This is a genomic window from Pseudoalteromonas sp. NCCP-2140 (assembly GCF_023708065.1).
Taxonomy (GTDB): Bacteria; Pseudomonadota; Gammaproteobacteria; order Enterobacterales; family Alteromonadaceae; genus Pseudoalteromonas.
Genome location: NZ_BRCZ01000001.1, coordinates 206,164 through 228,267, shown reverse-complemented (window position 1 = coordinate 228,267; position 22,104 = coordinate 206,164). Strand labels below are relative to the sequence as shown.

The following is a 22,104-nucleotide window of genomic DNA, read 5'->3' as shown; positions in this document are numbered from 1 at the left end:
TTATTCAAAAGTCGCATAGCAAAGCATCAGCCTTTTTGATTTCATTGTAAAAACAATGATAAAGGATTGATTATGCTTAAACCCATGTGCGTCGTACTACCACTTTTACTTAGTAGCCAAACTCTGGCAAAAAGCAGTGATTACCTAGGTTTTGACTACCCTAATAAGGCTAAAAATGCCGTAAGCATCAGCTTTGATGACGCAAGACATAGCCAAGTTGATACCGGTTTAGCGCTTTTAAACAAGTACCAAGTAAAAGCGACATTTTATGTATCCCCTTTTAATGTAAAAGAACGTGTTGAAAAGTGGCAAATGGCAGTAAAAACAGGTCACGAAATTGCTAATCATACAGCAAGCCATTTATGTACAGGCAACTTTGAATGGCTACGTAAACTTGGTGTTTCACTTGAACAATTTACGTTAAAAGAAATGGAGCAAGATATCCTGAAGGGGCAAGACTATTTAAAAGCGACACTCAACGTGACACCAACCGCTTTTGCCTACCCTTGCGGTAACACCTTTGTTGGACGTGGTGCTAATACTAAAAGTTATGTGCCGTTAATAGCTAAACACTTTAAAACTGGTCGAACTTGGCTAGACGAAACGGCGAATAACCCTAATTTTACAGATTTTTCGCAGTTAACCAGTTTACCTATTGATGGGCTGACTTTCGAAGAGATTAAAAAAACCATAGAGCAACACAGAACCAACAATAGTTGGATCATTCTAGCTGGCCACGATATTGGTAAGCGAGATCAGTACACCACCGGCAGCGACGTACTCGAGCAGCTCATTGTTTATCTACAAGATCCTAAAAATGGCTTTTGGTTAGATACGGTAAGTAATGTTGCTGACTACGTTGAGGCGAATCGTAAAGCATTCGATTAATTATCGTTTAAATCGAATTCAGTTATTTGGTTATCAGCGTGAATAAGTTCATATTTAGCGAGTAAACCGTCATTGAGCTCAATTAAGCTGATAGCCGCATTACTGACTAAATACTTTTGTCCTTCGCCTATGGTTTGGTGTTTATCAACTTCCATTTGCCAACGCTTAGTGAAAAAGTTAAGTGGGCTTTTCGGGGCATATAAAATTGAGTCGAGCTTATCGAGTATATTGATAAGTTTGCGTGGGAACTCATTTTTAATACCACTGGCAGTCAACTGCCAAATTCGGTTTTTATGTTTACCAAAGCGCTTTTGCACTGAAAAACAAAATGAATAATGAACATCACCAGAGAGGATCAAGGTTTCTTTTGGTGTATCTTCACGGCGAAAAGTATCTAGCAGCTTTTTAGCAGAACCTTCATGTGCCATCCAGTTTTCAACATCAACCAATAATGGTTGCCCGCAAAAATTAAAAATTGCTTGGATTGCTTCAATCGATTTAACACCAAACACCGGTGCTGGAGATACGATAATCACTTTATCGTGAGACAATAAGCTTTCTTCTAATTCCGTGAGCCTTTCCCAATCAAGTAAGCCTGATGGTTCATTGAAGTTTTGTTCATTACGCCAGCGATGGGTTCGGGTATCAAGTACCACAACTTTGGGAATGGTATTAAGCTCGTAATGCCAGTGGTTAAAATTGAGTATTAGCTTATCAAAGTCGTTAAAATGCCAGCTCTGTTGTTGCAGGCTTTGTTTAAAACTGGCTAATAAAGACAGCGAGTTATCACCTGCATCATTACCAATCCCTTGCATTAACCAATAACTAATCAGGCCATTATTTACAATACGACGGCTAGCCGGGTGCTGATAAATAGCTTGCTCCCACCCTGCTGTTAAGTTCCAATCATCGGTGACATCATGATCGTCAAACATCATTAATGTCGATACATTGGCAAATAACCTTTCAACACTTTGAAGACCCTTTGCAAAGCCAAGCAGTGCGTCTTTTTCAAGTTTAAATAAATTAGCGTATTTAGGGGCTAATGCTGGGCATTCTATTGATTCAAACTCAATCAACTGCCAAGTAACCGCACTGAAGTTTAATAAATAAAGCGCTATAAATTCTTGAAAATGAATTAAGTGGTTTTCAGCTTTTAAGCTTGAGAAGTGCGGCTCATCTTTTTTAAGCCAATAACCAACACCAAATTTACTCCGTTTCTGCCAAGGTACTTTGGGTAAGTGTAAATGGCGCTGATAAAGTTGCTGCTCAAACCCTGCAGGTAAATCTAAATCAAGCGCTGGCTCTTGAAACACACCAAACAAGCTAATCACTTTTTCAATCGCGAGCAGCATAGGTCCTGCGACATCATCCGCATATATTTGATCGCCAGATAACAATAATAGGTCTGCACCTGCATTAAGAGATTGGCGCTGATCATTTTGCCAATTATCTGCAGCAACAAGGCTGTCTTTTGCAGGATGATGAGGGTTACGACACGAACCATGAAGAATTCTATCGAGTCGATTTGGGATAACAAATGCAGGAGATTCAGCACGTTCATAGCAAAACGACGACAAATCAATGCTTTTATCTTCATCATGTAGCGAATAATAGATCAGTGAGTCAACTGCAAACTGACCACTGACAGGCATGACATTGATGAAATTTAAGTAAAGCTGTTGCCCTAATTGAATTGACTCTAAGTTCGAGTATGTTTCAACACCGCTAAACTCAATTCGGTAGTGGCAAGGCACAGTTGTGACAAATTGAAAGCACACTCGCCCTGCATCTGCTCGGCGTACCATTGGCCCCATTACTAACTGAGGTAAATTCGATACGCCGTGCACTATTACGCCCTTTTAGCTTGATTGAACAACGAATAAAAGTTGTTAGTTGTTGCTTCAGCTAACTCGTTAAAAGTAAGCCCTTTTAACTCAGCGATGTAGTAAGCGACATCTTCAACATAGGCTGGTTGATTTGTTTTACCACGATATGGAACAGGCGCTAAATACGGTGAATCTGTTTCGATCAATAAGCGATCTAGCGGAATTTGCTTTACAACGTCTTTTAACTCTACGGCATTTTTAAACGTAACAATGCCCGAAATCGAAATATAAAAGCCCATATCAATGGCTTTTTTGGCCATTTCCCAGTTTTCTGTAAAGCAATGCAATACACCACCACAATTCTCGGCATTGTGCGCGCGCATTAAGTTAATAGTGTCTTCTCTAGCGTCTCGTGTGTGAATAATAAGCGGCTTATTTAGCTCATTAGCAACCTCGATATGACCCACGAAACTTTCTTGCTGAACAATATGGGTGTCTTTTGAGTAATAGTAATCAAGACCGGTTTCGCCAATAGCAACCACTTTGTCGTGGCTTGCAAGTGAAATAAGCCTTTGCTTATCGAGTGCGTCTTTTTGATCAAGTGGATGCACACCGCATGATGCAGAAACATCTGGATAGTGTTTAATTTTATCCAGCATACTTGGAAATTGATCTAAAGTTACGCTTACACATAAAAAGTGTTCTACTTTCTTTGCACGAGCATTATCGAGTACTTGGTCTAAGTCTAAGTCGAGTTTATCAAAATCTAAACGATCTAAATGACAATGAGAATCTACAATCATGGTACTACTTTTATTACATGGTATAGGTCGGATTGCCGGAGTTTAACATAGTACCGAGCAGTTTTTCGATTTTCGCATTCAAATTGGTTTTATCATCGATAAAATTAACACCAATGCCTGGTGGGTTTGAGCTTTGTGCACCTTGCGGTGTGATCCAAGCAACTTTACCTGTTACCACATCGTCTTCTAGTGCATCTGGTAATGTGACCTTTAAAGCCAATGAATGACCCATTTCAAAGCGCATATTAGTGCGAACAAACAAACCACCATTTTTTAGATAAGGCATATAACAGCGATATAATTCTTCTAAGTCTTCAATATCTACTAATAATTCTTGCACGATACTTCCTAATTTTGGCTTTCACGTAAAGTAAACGCTAATTGTGAAATTGCTAGTTCCAAGTTTAAACCAAGCACATGTGAACTGTTATAAAGAAACTCTGAAATTGCAGATTGTGCTTTCTGATAATTGAAAAAGTCCATTCCTAAAACCAATTGCGTTTTAAGATGCTCTGTTAAAAACAAAACAAATACATTAACCAAGCTATGATCTTTATTTAATATGTCGACTAACGCACTGAAATTATGGCTGTCTTTTATCTCAGTTGCAAATTTATAAAGAGAATCGACAGCTTCAAGTTGGTTGTCATTTTGCCACTGCTGAACAAGAAGTGGCTGCCTAGCGAATAACTCCAACCATGAATAATTAGCAATGTTTAATGATGCTAACCATTTTTTCGTATATTCAGAGTTAACTTTTATTTCGTGTACGGCACAGCGACTTAAAATTGTTGCAGGTAATAATGCAGTTTGTTCGCACGTTAACAATAAATAACGGCGCAAGCTTGGCTCTTCAAGGGTTTTTAATAAAGCATTAGCCGCTGCAGTGGTCATTTTCTGACACTGTTCAAGTACCACTACTTTGTTACCATTTTGTGCCGCTGAATGGTTGATAAAATCACTGATTTCACGAATTTCATCAACGCCTATTGTTTGGCCTTCCACCTTTACAACGCGTTTATCAGGATGAGTACCCGCTTGATTAAGTTGACAGCTTTTACAATTGCCACAGGCTTTTAAATTTACAGGTGACGCGCAAAGTAAGCCATCGGCGAGCGAATCGACTAAACATTGTTTGCCAACACCTTTATCACCATTAAATAGCTGGGCATGATGAAAGCGTTGCTGTGCAAAACTTTGCGCTAGTTGCTGATAAAGCCCTTCAAGCCACGGCAAAGGCATATTAATTTAAACCTGCAAAAAAGTTATCAAGCACGGTTGTGATTGCCGCATGTACTTCTGGCATTGTTTGGTTTGCATCCACTGTTTTGATACTGCTATCAGTTTTAGCTATTTCAAGGTAGCGTGCGCGAGTGCGCTCAAAAAAGCCTAATGCTTCTTGTTCAATACGATCAAGTTCACCACGGCCTTTTGCACGAGCAAGCCCCACAGCTGGGTCAATATCTAAATAAATGGTTAAATCAGGTTTTAAACCATTTAGCACCATATCAGCTAAAAAAGAGAGTTTAGTCTGTTCAATACCACGACCACCACCTTGATATGCTTGAGATGAAAGATCATGGCGATCACCTAAAACCCAGGTACCCTTTTCAAGTGCGGGATTAATAACATTAGCAACTAATTGCGAGCGTGCTGCGTACATGATTAACAGCTCTGTTTCGCCCGTCACTGTTTCTTGGTGAGCCTGTTTGACGATATTACGCAGCTCTTCAGCCATAGCTGTACCGCCAGGCTCACGTACATTAATAAAATCGACTTGCTTGTTTTCTAAATAAGCTTGGCATACGGCAATAGCCGTTGATTTTCCGGCCCCTTCTAGGCCTTCAATCACTATAAATTTCGCTGTCATAGACTCAATTCTGGTTGTTAGTTTAATTGGTACTGCTTTACCGCACGATTATGTTCTTGCAATGTTTTCGAAAATTGATGGCTGCCATCCCCTTTCGCAACAAAATACACATATTCAGACTCAGGGGGATTAACCGCGGCCAAAATCGCTGCTTTCGAAGGCATGGCTATGGGTGTTGGCGGCAAGCCTTTTATCTTGTACGTGTTATACGGTGTATAGGTTGTTAAATCTTTTCGCTTTATATCACCGTCAAAATCAGCACCAATACCATAAATAACTGTTGGATCGGTTTGTAAGCGCATATTGGTTTTTAAACGATTGGTAAATACCGCAGAAATTAGTGGTCGCTCAGAAGCAAGGCCCGTTTCTTTTTCGATGATAGAAGCCAGTATTAACGCTTCATACGGTGAGCTTAATACTAAATCTGCAGCTCTAGTTTGCCATGCAGCGTCTAATTCCTGCTGCATTTTGCTGTATGCGCGTTTTAATAATCCGCTGGCACTATCTTCACTATGGTAGTGATAGGTGTCAGGGAACAACCAGCCTTCTAAATTTTCTTGCGTGTTACTTATCTGCGTCGCTAAATTTTCTGTGTCTAAATCTTGTGTTAAATGCGCTTGTTTCTGAATATTAGCAACAACGTCTCGAAGTGGCTGACCTTCAATAATTGTGAAGCTAAAGCTCACTTGTGCACCTTGATTGATACGACGAATATTATCAATCACAGCGCTTGTATCCAGTTCATAAAGACCCGCTTTTAAATCAGTAAGCGTAGGATCTATTTTAGCAAGTACCTGAAATTTAAAGCAGCTATCAACCCACTGCTTTGCTTGCCATGCTTGGCAAAGCTGATTAAAGCCGGTGCCACGTTCTACTTTAAATAAAGTACTATTTTCAACTTTTAACGGCATTTTTAATGCTGATTGAAGCTGTTGATAGCCAATACCACAACATAGCAATGCTAATAACAGCACGCTAACAATGACTTTTATCACACACTCTCCTTGGCAAACTGCGCCGTTAATAGCGCTTTACTGCATTCAATATCAAACTGTGTATCAGCAATTCGAGCAACGGGCACCACGCCCATTAAACTATTACACATAAATACGGCATCCATAGCTAAAAGCTCATCTAGTTGGATTGCTTTAAATTCAATGGCTAACTTATCACATAAAGCGCTGAGATAAACCCCAGTGATACCGCAGCGGTCTAACTTAGGTGATATAACTTGACCGTCTTTAATAGCAAAAATATTTGCAGCAGAGCACTCAATCACATTGTTATCATAATCAAGTACAACAACGTCATCACATTCAAGGCTGCTCATTTGCTTTTTGATAAGCACTTGCTCTAAACGGTTCAATGTTTTTAAGCCTGCAAGTAAAGGTTGATACGCAAGTTTCACGTCGCTGACCGCTAGGTTTACACCCTGCTGTTGCCAACTTTTATAGTGTGAAACTGCAGGCATTATACTGATCAACACTTGGATACTTGGTGTATCTGGTAAGCCATAACCACGCCCACCTGCACCACGGGTGATAACTATTTTTAAAATACCGGTTTGTGTATCACTGATTGCATGATTTACTTCACGCTCAATTGCGGTTAAATCTAATTCGGGGAAAAATAGTCTTTGCGCGCATTCTTCTAAACGCGCTTTGTGTAAATCCCAGTGCTCAACGACAGAATTAACCACAGAGCCTGTGGTAAAGAAGCCGTCACCATAATTTAAGCCACGGTCTTGCGTGCTTATTGTGGTGTCTGGTGTGATTATTTTTATTGTTTGTTTTAATTTACTCATACAAAAAAGCCCAGTTAAACAACTGGGCTCTTCTTTTTAGTCCGTTGTTAAAAAGAATTATACCTTTTTAAACAGCAACGAGCCATTAGTACCACCAAAACCAAATGAATTACATAGTGCGTAATCCAATTTAGCGTCACGTGCAGTGTGCGGTACGTAGTCTAAATCACAGCCTTCATCTGGGTTATCAAGGTTGATTGTAGGGCTTACTTTCTGGTCAACAAGTGACAAGATAGTAATGATCGACTCTACCGAGCCTGCTGCACCTAACAAGTGACCCATCATTGATTTAGATGAACTTACCATCACATCTTTCGCTGCATCGCCAAAAATAGTTTTAACAGCTGATGTTTCGGCTTTATCGCCTGCATTAGTAGATGTACCGTGAGCATTAATGTAACCAACTTGGTCTGCATTAACTTGTGCATCATTTAGGGCATTTTCCATCGCTAGAGCTGCGCCTGCACCGTCTTCAGGTGGAGACGTCATGTGATATGCATCGCCACTCATACCAAAACCAACGAGTTCAGCGTAGATTTTCGCGCCACGTGCTTTAGCATGCTCATATTCTTCAAGTACGATAACACCAGCACCATCAGCAAGAACAAAACCATCACGGTCTTTATCCCAAGGACGAGATGCTGCTTGTGGATCGTCGTTACGAGTTGATAATGCACGAGCTGCATTAAAGCCACCCATACCAATTGGTGTCGATGCTTTTTCAGCACCACCGGCTACCATTGCATCTGCATCGCCGTATGCAATCATACGCGCAGCATGACCAATGTTATGTAGACCTGTAGTACAGGCTGTAACGATTGAAATATTAGGGCCACGTAAACCGTGCATAATCGATAAATGACCAGAGATCATATTGATAATGGTCGAAGGCACGTAAAACGGAGAAAGCTTACGCGGGCCGCTATTTAATAGTTTGATGTGGTTTTCTTCAATTAAAGTTAAACCACCGATGCCAGAACCCACTGCTACACCAACACGAGTGGCGTTTTCTTCAGTGATCTCTAGACCAGAATCTTGTAGTGCTTGTACACCCGCTGCAATGCCATATTGGATAAACAAATCCATTTTCTTTGCATCTTTCGGTGACATGTAAGCTGATGCATCAAAGTCATTCAGCAAACCTGCGAATTTGGTGCCGAAACTTGAGGTATCGAAATGCGTGATAGTTTGAATACCACTTTTACCGTTTAACAAACCTTGCCAAGTAGATTCAACATCATTACCTAGCGGTGTCAACATTCCTAAGCCAGTTACGACGACTCGACGTTTAGCCACGGGTTGCCTCCAATAAGGAAATTATTTTAGGTGGGGTGTATACCAAATTTATTAGTATCATTCTATAGATAGACTAAGGGCAGCTTAATGCTGCCCTTAAAATCAAAATGCGTAAAATTACTCAGCGTGAGCTGTAACGTAATCGATTGCAGCTTGAACTGTAGTGATCTTTTCAGCTTCTTCGTCTGGGATCTCAGTGTCGAACTCTTCTTCAAGAGCCATTACTAGTTCTACAGTGTCAAGTGAATCAGCACCTAAGTCGTCAACGAAAGAAGCTTCATGTTTTACTTCTTCTTCTTTAACACCTAGTTGCTCAATGATAATTTTCTTTACGCGTTCTTGGATGTCGCTCATTCTTCTTTCCTTTATTAAAAACGCCAATGCGTTATTTTCAGATTGCGGCGTAGTTTACGCCGCATAATTCTGTGATTCAAGGATTTGCTGATAATTACTTATCTGGTCAAACCTCTCGAATAGTATTTGTTCATTTATCGCTTATTTTAATAGCGAATTCAAGTATGTTTAAAGCAAGATCACAAAAAATTCAACAATTTTCGATAATCTTTCGTTAGCAAATTTTTGCTAACTTTCATTAAACCATGTACATCGCGCCATTTACGTGCAATGTTTCGCCTGATACATACGCAGCAGCGTCAGATGCTAAATAACATACCGCAGCAGCGATTTCTTCAGGTTGGCCTAAACGCCCTGCAGGTACATTTGCAAGCGTAGCTGCTTTTTGGTCTTCAGTCAGCTCGTCTGTCATATCTGTTTGGATAAAACCAGGTGCAACAACGTTCACTGTAATGCCACGTGATGCCACTTCGCGTGCTAATGACTTAGTAAAACCAATTACACCCGCTTTCGCTGCAGCATAGTTAGCTTGACCCGCATTACCCATTGTGCCCACAACAGAACCGATATTAATGATACGGCCACTTTTCTTTTTCATCATAGGGCGTAAAACAGCCTTAGATAAACGGAAAATTGAGCTTAGGTTAGTATCGATGATGTCATCCCACTCACCGTCTTTCATTCGCATTAATAAGTTATCGCGAGTAATACCCGCATTGTTAACTAATACGTCGATATCGCCTAAATCAGCCTTGATCGCAGCAAGTGTCGCCTCAATCGATTCAGGATCTGTAACGTTAAGGGCATAACCTTTACCGTTGTCACCTAGGTATTCACTGATTTTAGCAGCACCTGATTCGCTTGTTGCAGTACCCGCTACTTTTGCACCTTGTGCAACTAGCGTACTTGCAATCGCTTTACCAATACCACGGCTTGCACCAGTGATTAGGACAACCTTGCCCTCAAGAGAAAATAAATTTGTCATTCTATTCCTACTTATTTCGCTTCATCAATAGCAGCTTGCGTATTAACCGCACCACATACCATTGCTTTATCAATTCGTTTAGCAAGACCCGTTAATACTTTACCTGGGCCAAACTCATAGCTTTGTGTGATACCTTGAGCAACTAATGCTTGTACAGTTTCAGTCCAGCGAACTGGGCTGTAAAGTTGACGTACTAATGCATCTTTAATTGCTTCACTTGATTGCTCAGCTTTTACATCAACGTTATTGATTACATCACACTTAGGTGTATTAAATGTTAAAGCGGCTAAATCAGCAGCTAATTTTTCAGCAGCTGGTTTCATTAGTTCACAGTGAGAAGGTACGCTTACTGCAAGTGGTAAAGCACGTTTAGCACCTGCTTCTTTACATGCTTCTGATGCACGCTCAACTGCCGCTTTGTGACCGGCAATAACAACCTGACCTGGTGAGTTGTAGTTTACTGGTGAAACGACTTCACCATTTGCTGATGCTTCACACGCAGCTTTGATTTCGTCGTCACCTAAGCCGATGATTGCAGCCATAGAACCAACACCAGCAGGTACTGCTTCTTGCATATATAAACCACGATTTTCTACTAGTTTAACTGCTTCGCTTAAGCTTACAACGCCAGCACAAACTAATGCTGAATACTCGCCTAAACTGTGACCAGCCATAACAACATCGGCATCAGGGTTTGCGTCTAACCATTGACGGTAAATAGCAACACTAGCAGTAAGAAGTGCTGGTTGTGTACGATGGGTTTGATTTAATTCTTCTTCTGGACCATTTAGTACAAGTGCAGCTAGATCATAGCCAAGAGCTTCAGATGCTTCAGCGAATGTTGCTTTAGCAATTTGAGAATCAGCTAATAGTTCAGATAACATGCCCACAGTTTGTGAGCCTTGACCTGGAAATACGAGTGCAATTTTATGTGCCATACTTTGCTCTTATAATTAAACAAAAAAATATTCTGTAGCAGGCAGCATAACAAGTTTTAGATATGCTGCACTACTTTGTTGTTGGATGTGTTTGCTCAAAAATCGCAGCGATTTTTTCAGGGAGTTGGCGTTCGACTTCCCGCGCGGCTTCATCAATAGCAGCATGAAACGCCTTTGGTGAGGCATTGCCATGGCTTTTAACAACAATACCGCGCAATCCTACCAGACTTGCGCCGTTATACTGGTCGGGGTTCACCCGCTTGTAGAGTTTTTTTATCACTGGACGCAATAAAAACGCTAAACTTTTGTATAAGAAATGTTTGTGTAAGGCTTTGGTGAGTTTATGCATGATCAGTTTGGCAATACCTTCACAGGTTTTTAATGCCACATTACCTACAAATCCTTCGCACACAATAACATCGGCTTTTCCGCTGAAAATATCACTACCTTCACTGTAACCTGTGTAGTTGAGATATTCACACTGCTGCATTAACTGTGCAGCTTGTTTTATTCCTTCATGCCCTTTGATGTCTTCAGAGCCAATATTCAATAAACTAACTCTTGGGTTATCACACCCAAGTGCCTGCCCTGCTACCACAGAACCCATAATGCCAAATTGATAAAGGGTTTGTGCATCACAATGCACATTCGCACCTAAATCAAGCAAATAAACAGGGTTTTTACGTTCGGTTGGAACAGCAGAGATTAATGCAGGACGTTTTACGCCTGGAAGCATCTTTAATACATAGTGCGCCATAAAAAATAACGCGCCTGTATTACCAGAGCTTACACACGCTTGCGCTTCACCCGATTTAACTAAATCGAGGGCAACTCGCATTGATGAATCTTTTTTAGAACGAACCGCTGAAGCAGGTTCACACGCATTTGTGACGACTTCGCTACAATGGCGAATTATTAAACGAGGGTGTGAGACAGAATCGAGTGCTTCGAGTTCTTTTAGAATAACTTGCTGATTACCACATAAGATGAGTCTTAAGTTGGTATTAGCATTTACCGCTTGCACGGCAGCGGGGATAGATGAACGGGGGCCGTAATCGCCCCCCATCATATCTAACGCTATGGTTAGATTGGTCAGCATATAGCAATCTCTTAGTTAGAAATTACTTTAACGCCTTTGTAGTAACCGTCAGCAGTTACGTGGTGACGACGGTGAGTCTCACCAGAAACTTGATCTACAGTTAAAGTTGGACCACTGATCGCATCGTGTGAACGGCGCATGCCGCGTCTTGCACGAGACTTTTTGCTTTTTTGTACAGCCATTAGTCTTCTCCTAAGAATCTTTCTTAAGTTGTTTCAAAATATCAAATGGATTTGGTTTGTCATCTTTTGCTGCTAATTTACCAAAGCTAGTAGGCTCTGATGAATAACTGCATGAAGCTTCGTTGTGTGTAGGCACTATTGGAATAGCTAAAATCAGTTCGTCTTCGATTAACTCAAATACGTTGATTTCACCGTTTTCGTCCAGCTCTACTTCATCGTAACCTTCAGGTAGATGATCTGACTCTGCATCCAAACCAATTGGCGAATACACAAAGTCTTGTTCCAAATCCAACCCTAATTCTCCATTACAGCGTTGACAAGTTACAGTTACATGTGTTGATAAGTTACCACTTATTACCACTAAACCTTGCTCGTCAATTTTGCAATGAATCTTTACCGCTATTTCACCTGCTTCCTCCTGCACAACTTGCTCTAAACGAGAAAGTTTTTCAAGCGGGACAATACCGTCATACGTTAAACGATGTTGAGCTGCTTTGCTGGGATGAAGAGTGATGGGAATTTTCACCTTTTGCATAGGGGCTGCATCATATAGATAGTTAGTAAGTTAGTCAAAGTAAAAAACCAATTTTGGTAGGTTTTTAACGATCTTCTGCTTTGTTTTCGGATTCATTGTGGCTTATCCTTGGAAAAATACAATTTTCATCCAGAATTTATTATGAAACCAACACTTATATTAGCGTCAAGCTCACCATTTAGACAGCAATTATTAACTAAGTTTAACTTACCTTTTCAAAGTTTTTCTCCAGATATTGATGAGTCCCCTATCGCAGCTGAAACGCCAGAGCAATTAGTTGCTCGTTTAAGCGAACAAAAAGCCCGTGTTGCCAAACAACATTATAGTGAAGGTTTGGTAATTGGCTCTGATCAAGTTGCGGTATTCAACGATACAATTTTAGGTAAACCTCATACTAAAGAGAATGCCATTAAGCAGCTTTCATCGTTTAGTGGCCATACAGTGACCTTTTTAACGGGTTTAAGTGTATTTGATATACAAAGCGATAAAGCAATTACCACCGTGGTGCCATTTGATGTGACATTTAAAACACTCACACATGAGCAGATCAATGCTTATTGCGATGCAGAGCAGCCATACAACTGTGCAGGCAGCTTTAAAAGTGAAGGATTAGGCATCTGTTTATTTGAAAAGCTCAGTGGCGATGATCCTAATACATTGATAGGCCTGCCACTGATCACATTAACTAAAGTGCTGGCTGAGTTTGGTGTTGACGTGTTAACGCTGCAAGGGGCGTAGTTAAAACCTGTAAAAGTTGTTGGTATGAATCAACAACACATAACGGCGCATGTTGTTGCAACTGCGCCGGGCTATGGGCACCAAAACTCACTCCAATACAAGCAATACCTGCGGCATTAGCCATTGCCATATCGAGTTGGCTATCGCCAATCATCACAGCATCAGCTTTTGCTATACCCTGCTCGTGTAAAATTTGCTCAAGCATATCTGGAGATGGCTTCGACTCAGCATCATCTGAACATTTTACATTCAAAAAGTACTTACCAAGGCCTGACTCATTAAGAAGCCTATTAATGCCTTCACGTCCTTTACCGGTAGCCACAGCCAATTGCATATCTGCATCGCTTAACTGCTTTAAAACGGATTCTACATCTTTAAATAAAGGTGTAGGTGTAACATCTAACTCACGGTACTGTGCTTTATAACCTGCAACGAGTTCGTCGCTTAAATGTAAATGCGCCGGAAAAAGCACTTCAGTGGCTTTTGCCAGCGACAAACCAATAACGTCTTTCGCTTGTTGCTCTGTTGGAACAGGAATACCTAAATCTCGCGCAGTATTTCGCAGGCAGGTAACAATTTTTGGCACAGAGTCCATCACAGTGCCATCCCAATCAAAAATAACCAGCTTAAACTTGTTCATTATCGGCACGTAGCTTTTTGATACAGTTTTGAAGTGCATTATCGAGTGGTGCTTCAACATGCATAGTTGTTTCGTTTTTAGGGTGCATAAAACGTAAATCATGGGCGTGTAAAAACAAACGATTTAAACCAGTCAGCTTATTTACGTATTGATCAAACTCTGCAACGCCGTATTTATCATCACACGCAATTGGATGACCTTTACATTGCGTATGTACACGAATTTGGTGAGTACGCCCTGTTACCGGCGACGCTTGCACTAATGAGCACTCAGCATATCGCTCAAGCACACGAAAACGCGTGTGCGATGGTTTACCTTCGTTATTATCAACACGCACCACACGCTCACCAGACTTCAAGGTGTTTTTACGAAGTCCTTCGGTGACATTTTTCGTTTTAGAATCCCATTGACCATCAACTAATGCCCAATAGTTTTTCTCCATGGTTTTTTCACGTAACTGTTTATGTAAATCAGTTAACACTGAACGACGTTTAGAAATAAGCAAACAACCTGATGTGTCACGGTCTAGTCGGTGTACAAGCTCTAAACTACGCTCTTCAGGACGAAGTACGCGAAGCGCTTCGATTAAGCCATAACTTAGGCCACTGCCACCATGCACAGCCATACCCGAAGGCTTGTTGATCACCATTAAATACTTGTCTTCAAACAAAATGGCGTCTTCAAGTTGTTTTACTTTATCGAGTTTTTTTGGCACAAACTCTTCTTTTTCGGCCACTTTAATAGGTGGAATACGAACCACATCATTAAGTTGTAGTTTGTAGACAGGTTTTATGCGTTTTTTATTTACTCGCACTTCGCCTTTACGAAGGATTTTATAAACTGCACTTTTAGGCACACCTTTTAGGTGAGTAATAAGAAAGTTATCAATACGTTGACCTAGATGGTCTTCACCTATGGTAACAAACGAAACTTGTAAGCCGGTTTTTTCTGACATTGCCTAATCACTGATTTAAGTAAATAATTTAGTTGCTAACGCGACTGTAATAGTGGGATAATCACCGTCGCGAACATAAAGTTTGCAAGTAACAACGGTGCTTTTATCACATTAATACATTCGTGAAGCATATTCTGGGTTGCCGATCATACAGATCCGCGCTAAGTTTTCCAAAGCTTTTATAATTACCCAGCCAACACGAGCGTTCAATTATCGGCGATGCGCGTAATATATTGCCTGAATAATTTGAGCACGAATGTTGATTAATGAACATAAAAAGCAATTGAACAAGATAAATTGACTGATAGTGACGACGTAGCAACGTCATTCAGAAGCAGCTGTTGTAGCAAGACATTGAATAAAAATTTGAACATGGTCGACTTCGGGACAAAACTCGTAAATTAAAACCGCAGAATTGGCGGCAGTTTTGACACCTATAAGAATTTAATAACGTGACAACATGTTATTGTCAGCCACACCTAGTGATGCTCAATGTAAGCAAACAACTTCAGGTTTTGACTTTACCCAGTCGTGAGACTGCACAAAAACAACCGTCAGAAACCACTGAACAGACGAGTTTATATCGTCATGTCAGCGACAGAATTAGTAGAGTAACAATATGAAACGTATGCTAATCAATGCGACGCAGCAAGAAGAAATGCGCGTTGCACTGGTTGATGGCCAGCGCCTGTATGATTTAGACATAGAGAGCCCAGGTCACGAACAAAAAAAAGCAAATATTTACAAGGGTAAAATTACCCGTATCGAACCGTCACTAGAAGCTGCCTTTGTTGATTATGGCGCTGAGAGACACGGTTTCCTTCCTCTTAAAGAAATAGCTCGCACCTACTTCCCACAAGGCTATACATTCCAAGGTCGTCCAAATATCCGTGACGTGATCAAAGAAGGCCAAGAAGTAATTGTGCAAGTTGATAAAGAAGAGCGTGGCCAAAAAGGCGCTGCGTTAACGACTTTTATCAGCGTTGCAGGTAGCTATTTAGTACTTATGCCTAACAACCCTCGTGCCGGTGGTATTTCTCGCCGTATCGAAGGTGATGAGCGTACTGAACTTAAAGAAGCACTGAGCCGTTTAGAACTACCTAAAGGCATGGGCTTAATTGTTCGTACTGCAGGTGTTGGTAAATCATTTGAAGAACTAGAGTACGACTTAAAAGCACTATTAGTGCATTGGCAAGCAATTCAGCAAGCTGCTGATAGCGGCCCTGCTCCGTTCTTAATTCACCAAGAAAGTAACGTAATTTTCCGCGCAATCCGTGACTATTTACGTCGTGATATTGGTGAAATTTTAATTGATAAAGCACGTGTATTTGAAGAAGCGAAAGCCCATATTGAGCGTTTCCGTCCTGACTTCATGAGCCGTGTTAAGCTTTATCAGGGCGATGTACCACTATTCACCCACTACCAAATTGAAAGCCAAATTGAGTCTGCTTTCCAACGTGAGGTTCGCTTACCATCAGGTGGCTCAATTGTAATTGACCCAACTGAAGCGCTTACGTCTATCGATATCAACTCATCTAAAGCCACTAAAGGCGGTGATATCGAAGAAACAGCACTTAATACTAACTTAGAAGCGGCAGACGAAATTGCCCGTCAATTACGTTTACGTGACTTAGGTGGTCTTATTGTTATCGACTTCATCGATATGACACCACCACGCCACCAACGCGAAGTAGAGAATCGTTTAAAAGACGCTGCTCGCCCTGACCGTGCCCGTGTACAGATTGGTAAGATCTCACGTTTTGGTCTGCTTGAAATGTCGCGTCAGCGCTTACGCCCTTCATTAGGTGAAGCAAGCCAAGGTCCATGTCCTCGTTGTAATGGCCAAGGTACGATTCGTTCTAACGAATCAATTGCACTGTCTATCCTTCGTTTAATCGAAGAAGAAGCAATCAAAGACAACACATCACAAGTAAATGCACAAGTGCCTGTGGCTGTTGCCGCTTACCTATTAAACGAAAAACGTCGTAGTGTTCAACGCATCGAAAAGCGCCATAACGTTGATGTTGTGATCATTCCTAATCAACACATGGAAACGCCACATTACGAAGTAGTTCGCTTACGTAAAGACGAAACAATCGAAACAGTAAGCTACGAGCAAGTTGTTGCTCCTGAGCCAGAAGCATTTGAAATGGCTAAAGCGCCTTCAGCACCAGTTCGTGAAGAGCCGGTTCTTAAAGGTGTTGTTATGCCAACTACACCTGCGCCTCAAGCTGCACCGAAAGCTGAGCAAACAACACCTGCGGCTAAAAAGTCAGAAGGTGGATTATTTGCTGCCATTGGTAAGTTCTTCAAGTCGTTATTCAGCAATGCCGAAGAAGAAGCTGAAAAAGAGCAAGAAGAGAAAAAAGCAGCACAAAGACGTAGCAATAATCGTCGCAACAACGACAACCGTCGTCGTAGCAACAACCAACGCCGTCGCAACTCTCGTAATAAACGCCCTGACGATGCACAAGCTAAAGAAGAAAACACAAATACTTCAAATAAGCCTGAGCAAAAAGAAGGTAACGAGAATCGCAACAAACGTCGTCGTAATTCTAACAACAGAAAACGTAATGAAAAACGTAATGATGATGTAGAACAAACGAATAAAGACACTGCACCAGAGACGAAGTCTGAGCAGCCAAAGGAAACTAAACCTAAGGTTCGTCGTCAACGTCGCAACTTACGCAAAAAAGTTCGCGTAACAGATGAAAGCGCAGATGAAGCAAAAGCAGTACAAACAACTGAAACAACTGAGCAAGCACCTAAAGCTGAAAAACCAGCTAAGCCTGCAAAAGAAAAAGTAGCAGTTGAAACTGAACAAGCAGAACAGCCAGTTGCTGAAAAGCAAGTACCTGCAGAACCAGTAAAAGCTGACGCTGAGCCTAAACAAACAGAGCAAACTGAATCGGTAGTTGAATCATCAACTGATGAAGAACAAGCTCAACCTCGTACACGCTCTCGTCGTTCACCTCGCCACTTACGTGCTGCTGGTCAACGTCGCCGTCGCCCTGAGCATGATGAAAAATCAAGTGATGAGAAAACTGATGCGCCAGCATTTATTCCAGTTGCCGACCAAGCTGCTGCTGAATATGAAGCTGAGCTAAAAGCGAAACAAGCTCAGGCTGAAACTGAAGAACCTGTTAAAGCTGAAGAACCAGTAAAAGCTGAAGAACCAGTAAAAACTGAAGAACCAGCACAAGCTGAAGAACCAGTGAAAGCTGAAGAGCCAGTTAAAACTGAAGAACCTGTTAAAGCTGAAGAGCCAGTGAAAGCTGAAGAACCAGTAAAAGCTGAAGAACCAGTAAAAGCTGAAGAGCCAGTTAAAACTGAAGAACCTGTTAAAACTGAAGAGCCAGTGAAAGCTGAAGAACCAGTTAAAGCTGAAGAACCAGTTAAAACTGAAGAACCAGTTAAAACTGAAGAGCCAGTTAAAGCTGAAGAACCTGTTAAAGCTGAAGAACCTGTTAAAGCAGAAGAGCCAGTACAAGCTGAAGAGCCAGTTAAAACTGAAGAACCAGTGAAAGCTGAAGAACCAGTGAAAGCTGAGGAACCAGTTAAAACTGAAGAATCAGTAAAAGCTGAAGAACCTGCTAAAAATGAAAAAACTGTTTTAGTAAAAGGTTCAGCAAGCGCTGCAATGGCAAAACCTACGCCAGTTGCAGATAGTGAGCCAGAGCCAACGCCAGCGGCTATGGCGCATGACAAGCGTACAGCTATTCCAGATAGCGGCCTTCGTGCAGGTTCAATTAAACCTGCTGGCAGAGCCCGTGCTGATATGGCAAAAACCTTAGTGGCTGATTAATTTAGTCACTTAATAAAAAAGCCGCGTTTATAACGCGGCTTTTTTGTATGTATTCTTCTTATAAAGTAATATCTTGTGTACCTAGGTGATTTGCATAGCCACCTACAAGAACCTTATAAACACCCTGCTCATCCGAATAAACACTGGCAGAAATATGTGAACTGCACCCCATCGCTCGGCCTTGTTCAAACTTGAAATGGTTTTCTTGCTGTACAAATACGTGTTTTGATAAATAGCATGCAAGCGCACCACTGGCACTACCGGTTGCTGACTCTTCGGGTATACCAACCAAAGGCGCAAAGTTACGACAGCTTGCGGTCAGCTCACTTTGCTCTTCACATAATTCAAAGGCATGCACACCTATCACGTTATGCTGTTGGCAGAACTCGCTAAGCGCCACTTCATCGATAGTGATTTTATCTAAGTAGCCATTCGGCACAGCGACTATAATATCCGGCAATCCTGTAGTTATTACATCGATCGGCAAGCCGGTTTCTGCCAGAGTCGTTTCACCAAGCCCTAATAAGCCTGCAAGGTCGTCATAAGCAAAGCCCCCAAGGTATTTTGGCAAGGCTTGCTCCATGGTAACTTGACCGTCTTCGGCAATTGTTACGCCTAACAGGCCCGCTTTTGTCCGTTGAGTGTAATAGCCAGGTTTTAATAACCCTTGTTCGAAGAGCGTAGCAAACACCGCTAGGGTTGCATGACCACAAAAATCAACTTCTTCCGTTGTCGTAAAAAATGATACAGCAAAGTCAACTTCATGATCTTGCGCCACAAATGCGGTTTCTGAAAAGCCAATTTCTTTTGCAATCGTCAGTTTTTCTGCGCTGGTGAGTTTATCTGCATTCAACACAACACCTGCTGGGTTGCCGCCTGTATTATTTGCACTAAACGAGTTAACTAAAAATGCAGTTATTATCATTATTGTATGCCTTGGTTTAAGTTTAATTCATAAAACAACATGCCATTTTCCTTAGATGCTTGCTTTTCAAAAGCCAACTTTTTTAAAAGTTTAATTGATGGTGTATTTGACTCATCAACACCAGCAATGAGCTTATGCCAGTGTGACGAAGTACCAGCCAAGTTTATAAATCCCTGCAATAACTCAAATGCAAGACCCTGCCCCCAATATTGCTCAGCTAACAAATAACCTATATGAGCATCATGGTTTTCGGTATAGATAAATAAAAGCCCAACAACGTCTTGGTGTTTAGATTGCAGCATTAGTAAGCGGCACTCGTTAAGCATGTTAGCCAACCACTTTTCTGCAGCAGCTATAGAATCAATACCCTGAAAATAACCTGGTAAGTTTGCAACTACAGCAGGTGTTAATATCGAAGGCAAAGCGTTAACTAAGGTAGTTTGCTCTAATTTAGCGGTATTAGAGTTTATTTCAATGACGTTTAGTCTCGGTGTATTAAATGAAAGAGCCATTTAACCTCTTAGATCTTCAGCCGTAAAATTACTTTTAAATGTAAAAGCATAGGGTGTGTCGCCGCTTTCTCGCAGATACTGCAACCTCTCTAATGCCTCTTGAGGGGTTGGAATATGGCTATCTTCAATCCACCATAAAACATAGCTATCTTCTGCTAAGCGGTTAAACCATTCACCTTTTCTGCGCATAAAATCTCTGTGGTGGGTGCGAAACATAAAATTTTTGAGATCTTCAACGCTTTCCCACACAGACATATTGATTATCATATTCGGATCATCAAACATTTTAATATTGGTGGCATCGCCTGATTCGTCTTTTAATCGCCATACAAAACCAGCACTGCTTTCAGCAACGCCATTAATTAAATCGAGATTATCAACAAAATCTTTTATTTCTGGCGCATCCAATGGATATTTAGCAAGAGCGATATTCAGTTGAGCAAGTTTCATTTATGACTCTCCTTAGCCATCTGGGAAGTGTGTACCTTGAGTGTATTAAAACTAAGCGATATAGCAATAGGAACGTCATTGATATTAGTTAAATTCACCTTGCACTATTGCTCATAAACTAAAAAGCCCAGCAAGTGCTGGGCTATAAAACGAGTATTTATAAGCTTATCGCTTAAAACTTAGAGCTTTAAGCTTGAGCCAAATTAACTTTCGTCTTGCTCCATAAAGCGCTGAAGCTGGTCTTTAAGATTAGGTGGAATACCTTTGATCACTAGTGTATCGGTTGCTTCGTTATACATGACGCGCTCACCTAAGTGTTTACGTTCAAAGCTCACGCTAACACCGCCGCCCATGCCAGAGAACTTCACCATACTAGTGACTGTTTTCTTATCAACAGGGAACGACTCTTCTAAGTCATAGCTTTGCTCTTGGCAGAAGCTTTCAAATGGGCTGTCGTCATTTTTCGATAAGGTTGCAGAAAGCTCTTTAACGTTGGCATCTTCACCGGTGGTTACGCAATCATTACAGTAATCAAAAACTTGCTTACGTAGCTCGTCTTTTTCTGACTTGTCGTATTGTTGCTCAGATAAATAGTCTTCTACAGCACTAAGCATAACTTGGCTTTGCTGTTTAGGATCAATGCCCTCTTCGCAGCCTAAAAAGTCTAAAAAGAAGTCAGCCACTTTACGACCTGCACGACCTTTAATAAACGACACATAGCGATTATCTTCTGGTTGCGTATCCCACGCAGTTAAATCGACACGTGCAGCTAGTTGCATACGCGAAATATCTAAGTGACGAGATGAAGCTAAATCAAGCTCAGAAGTAATTGAGTAATGCTCTTTAATATTGATCATCGCAATTAACAAGAAGTCACTTGCAACATATTGATAATGGCAAAAAACTAAATAACCCGTTTCGTTAAAGGCATACTTATTTAACTCTTCTTTTAGCACATTCGTTGCTTGCTCTGTCATGTGCCAAAAGCCAAGTTCGTCGTTACGGTAACTTTGCATTGCCGAAGCAACAATGCTGTTTTTCTCGCCGCTGAATGCACAGTAGCCTTTACCTGGCTTACCATTATATGCATGGTGTAGCTGCTCGATAAAAACGGCTACTTTATCGTTAACAACCATCTCATCATTGCGTAAATGAATATCTGTATCGTCATCTTTTTTGTCTACATAATGAACGACTAATTTTTTAACATCTATTGTCATCTTTGTTTTTCACGCCTCTGGTGTTAAAATACGGGAATATAACTCTTTTTATCGAACCAACTGATGCCTATCATATCAAAATATTCTAATGAGCAAGTAGAACAAATCGTTGATCAGCTGATTGATGTACTAACAGAGCACAAAGCGCCTGTTGATTTAAGCCTTATGTGTTTAGGAAATTCTATCACGCATATTTTAAAAGAGCATGTACCATCAGAGAAAAGACAAGCTGTTGCCGACAACTTTGCCAAAGCATTAGCACAGTCGGTTAAATAA

The 22,104-nt window shown here is 41.1% G+C and carries 24 protein-coding genes; 4 read left to right on the top strand and 20 right to left on the bottom strand.

Annotation, left to right across the window (positions count from 1 at the left end):
- Nucleotides 1-72: 72 nt before the first annotated feature.
- Nucleotides 73-888, top strand: a complete 816-nt coding sequence (locus NFU46_RS01135; RefSeq protein ID WP_251598897.1) for a polysaccharide deacetylase family protein — start codon at nucleotides 73-75, stop codon at nucleotides 886-888.
- Here NFU46_RS01135 and NFU46_RS01130 read toward each other — a convergent pair.
- The 14 genes from NFU46_RS01130 to yceD all read right to left on the bottom strand — a co-directional run bounded on the left by NFU46_RS01130 (nucleotide 885) and on the right by yceD (nucleotide 12,583).
- Nucleotides 885-2,705 (bottom strand): alkaline phosphatase D family protein, encoded by a 1,821-nt coding sequence (locus NFU46_RS01130; RefSeq protein WP_251599864.1) that lies wholly within the window; start codon nucleotides 2,703-2,705, stop codon nucleotides 885-887. The genes NFU46_RS01135 and NFU46_RS01130 overlap by 4 nt on opposite strands.
- A gap of 35 nt (nucleotides 2,706-2,740) precedes the next feature.
- The gene (locus tag NFU46_RS01125; protein ID WP_251598894.1) at nucleotides 2,741-3,520 is read right to left on the bottom strand and encodes a TatD family hydrolase; all 780 of its coding nucleotides are present in this window, start codon (nucleotides 3,518-3,520) and stop codon (nucleotides 2,741-2,743) included.
- 13 nt (nucleotides 3,521-3,533) lie between these two features.
- Nucleotides 3,534-3,860 (bottom strand): PilZ domain-containing protein, encoded by a 327-nt coding sequence (locus NFU46_RS01120; RefSeq protein WP_054554720.1) that lies wholly within the window; start codon nucleotides 3,858-3,860, stop codon nucleotides 3,534-3,536.
- Between the two features lie 8 nt (nucleotides 3,861-3,868).
- Complete coding sequence (locus NFU46_RS01115; protein WP_251598891.1) at nucleotides 3,869-4,762, bottom strand: DNA polymerase III subunit; 894 nt, start codon at nucleotides 4,760-4,762, stop codon at nucleotides 3,869-3,871.
- 1 nt (nucleotide 4,763) lies between these two features.
- Complete coding sequence (gene tmk / locus NFU46_RS01110) at nucleotides 4,764-5,390, bottom strand: dTMP kinase (protein WP_054561369.1); 627 nt, start codon at nucleotides 5,388-5,390, stop codon at nucleotides 4,764-4,766.
- A 17-nt stretch (nucleotides 5,391-5,407) separates the two neighbouring features.
- Nucleotides 5,408-6,385 (bottom strand): endolytic transglycosylase MltG, encoded by a 978-nt coding sequence (gene mltG / locus NFU46_RS01105; RefSeq protein ID WP_251598888.1) that lies wholly within the window; start codon nucleotides 6,383-6,385, stop codon nucleotides 5,408-5,410.
- A complete protein-coding gene (gene pabC, locus NFU46_RS01100; RefSeq protein WP_251598885.1) occupies nucleotides 6,382-7,194 on the bottom strand; it encodes an aminodeoxychorismate lyase in 813 nt (270 codons plus the stop codon). Before pabC ends, mltG begins: the two co-directional genes overlap by 4 nt.
- 57 nt (nucleotides 7,195-7,251) lie before the next feature.
- Nucleotides 7,252-8,490: a beta-ketoacyl-ACP synthase II gene (gene fabF, locus NFU46_RS01095; RefSeq protein ID WP_054554715.1), complete on the bottom strand. Its 1,239-nt coding sequence runs from the start codon at nucleotides 8,488-8,490 to the stop codon at nucleotides 7,252-7,254.
- Nucleotides 8,491-8,607: 117 nt separating this feature from the next.
- The gene (gene acpP / locus NFU46_RS01090; RefSeq protein WP_016707440.1) at nucleotides 8,608-8,844 is read right to left on the bottom strand and encodes an acyl carrier protein; all 237 of its coding nucleotides are present in this window, start codon (nucleotides 8,842-8,844) and stop codon (nucleotides 8,608-8,610) included.
- A 238-nt stretch (nucleotides 8,845-9,082) separates the two neighbouring features.
- Nucleotides 9,083-9,829, bottom strand: coding sequence for a 3-oxoacyl-ACP reductase FabG (gene fabG, locus NFU46_RS01085; RefSeq protein ID WP_251598882.1), 747 nt, complete (start codon nucleotides 9,827-9,829; stop codon nucleotides 9,083-9,085).
- 11 nt (nucleotides 9,830-9,840) lie between these two features.
- A complete protein-coding gene (gene fabD, locus NFU46_RS01080; protein ID WP_054561366.1) occupies nucleotides 9,841-10,767 on the bottom strand; it encodes an ACP S-malonyltransferase in 927 nt (308 codons plus the stop codon).
- 70 nt (nucleotides 10,768-10,837) lie between these two features.
- Nucleotides 10,838-11,866: a phosphate acyltransferase PlsX gene (plsX, locus tag NFU46_RS01075; RefSeq protein WP_054554712.1), complete on the bottom strand. Its 1,029-nt coding sequence runs from the start codon at nucleotides 11,864-11,866 to the stop codon at nucleotides 10,838-10,840.
- 11 nt (nucleotides 11,867-11,877) lie between these two features.
- Nucleotides 11,878-12,048, bottom strand: a complete 171-nt coding sequence (rpmF, locus tag NFU46_RS01070; RefSeq protein ID WP_036967969.1) for a 50S ribosomal protein L32 — start codon at nucleotides 12,046-12,048, stop codon at nucleotides 11,878-11,880.
- Between the two features lie 10 nt (nucleotides 12,049-12,058).
- Complete coding sequence (yceD, locus tag NFU46_RS01065) at nucleotides 12,059-12,583, bottom strand: 23S rRNA accumulation protein YceD (protein ID WP_054554711.1); 525 nt, start codon at nucleotides 12,581-12,583, stop codon at nucleotides 12,059-12,061.
- A gap of 141 nt (nucleotides 12,584-12,724) precedes the next feature.
- Between yceD and NFU46_RS01060 the strand changes: the two genes are divergently transcribed.
- A complete protein-coding gene (locus NFU46_RS01060) occupies nucleotides 12,725-13,321 on the top strand; it encodes a nucleoside triphosphate pyrophosphatase (protein ID WP_251598879.1) in 597 nt (198 codons plus the stop codon).
- Here the strand turns inward: NFU46_RS01060 and NFU46_RS01055 are convergent.
- Together NFU46_RS01055 and rluC are read right to left on the bottom strand one after the other, a co-directional pair.
- The gene (locus NFU46_RS01055) at nucleotides 13,269-13,961 is read right to left on the bottom strand and encodes an HAD family hydrolase (RefSeq protein ID WP_175078237.1); all 693 of its coding nucleotides are present in this window, start codon (nucleotides 13,959-13,961) and stop codon (nucleotides 13,269-13,271) included. The two genes, NFU46_RS01060 and NFU46_RS01055, sit on opposite strands and share 53 nt — an antisense overlap.
- The gene (rluC, locus tag NFU46_RS01050) at nucleotides 13,948-14,916 is read right to left on the bottom strand and encodes a 23S rRNA pseudouridine(955/2504/2580) synthase RluC (protein ID WP_251598863.1); all 969 of its coding nucleotides are present in this window, start codon (nucleotides 14,914-14,916) and stop codon (nucleotides 13,948-13,950) included. Before rluC ends, NFU46_RS01055 begins: the two co-directional genes overlap by 14 nt.
- A gap of 619 nt (nucleotides 14,917-15,535) precedes the next feature.
- On the opposite strand from rluC, the gene rne reads away from it, so the two are divergent.
- Nucleotides 15,536-18,721, top strand: coding sequence for a ribonuclease E (rne, locus tag NFU46_RS01045; protein WP_251598860.1), 3,186 nt, complete (start codon nucleotides 15,536-15,538; stop codon nucleotides 18,719-18,721).
- Between the two features lie 58 nt (nucleotides 18,722-18,779).
- Here rne and NFU46_RS01040 read toward each other — a convergent pair whose 3' ends face one another.
- From NFU46_RS01040 to yejK, 4 genes are all read right to left on the bottom strand, one after another.
- Nucleotides 18,780-19,646, bottom strand: a complete 867-nt coding sequence (locus tag NFU46_RS01040; RefSeq protein ID WP_175078234.1) for a PhzF family phenazine biosynthesis protein — start codon at nucleotides 19,644-19,646, stop codon at nucleotides 18,780-18,782.
- Entirely contained in the window at nucleotides 19,646-20,158 is a 513-nt protein-coding gene (locus NFU46_RS01035) for a GNAT family N-acetyltransferase (RefSeq protein WP_251598857.1), read from the bottom strand. The genes NFU46_RS01040 and NFU46_RS01035 overlap by 1 nt, the downstream gene beginning before the upstream one ends.
- The gene (locus tag NFU46_RS01030; protein ID WP_251598854.1) at nucleotides 20,159-20,608 is read right to left on the bottom strand and encodes a DUF3291 domain-containing protein; all 450 of its coding nucleotides are present in this window, start codon (nucleotides 20,606-20,608) and stop codon (nucleotides 20,159-20,161) included. It lies immediately after the preceding gene.
- Between the two features lie 203 nt (nucleotides 20,609-20,811).
- On the bottom strand, nucleotides 20,812-21,828 hold the full coding sequence (gene yejK, locus NFU46_RS01025; RefSeq protein ID WP_054554703.1) for a nucleoid-associated protein YejK: 1,017 nt from the start codon (nucleotides 21,826-21,828) through the stop codon (nucleotides 20,812-20,814).
- A 63-nt stretch (nucleotides 21,829-21,891) separates the two neighbouring features.
- Here yejK and NFU46_RS01020 point away from each other — a divergent pair, with 63 nt between their 5' ends.
- Entirely contained in the window at nucleotides 21,892-22,104 is a 213-nt protein-coding gene (locus tag NFU46_RS01020) for a DUF1414 domain-containing protein (RefSeq protein WP_036967930.1), read from the top strand.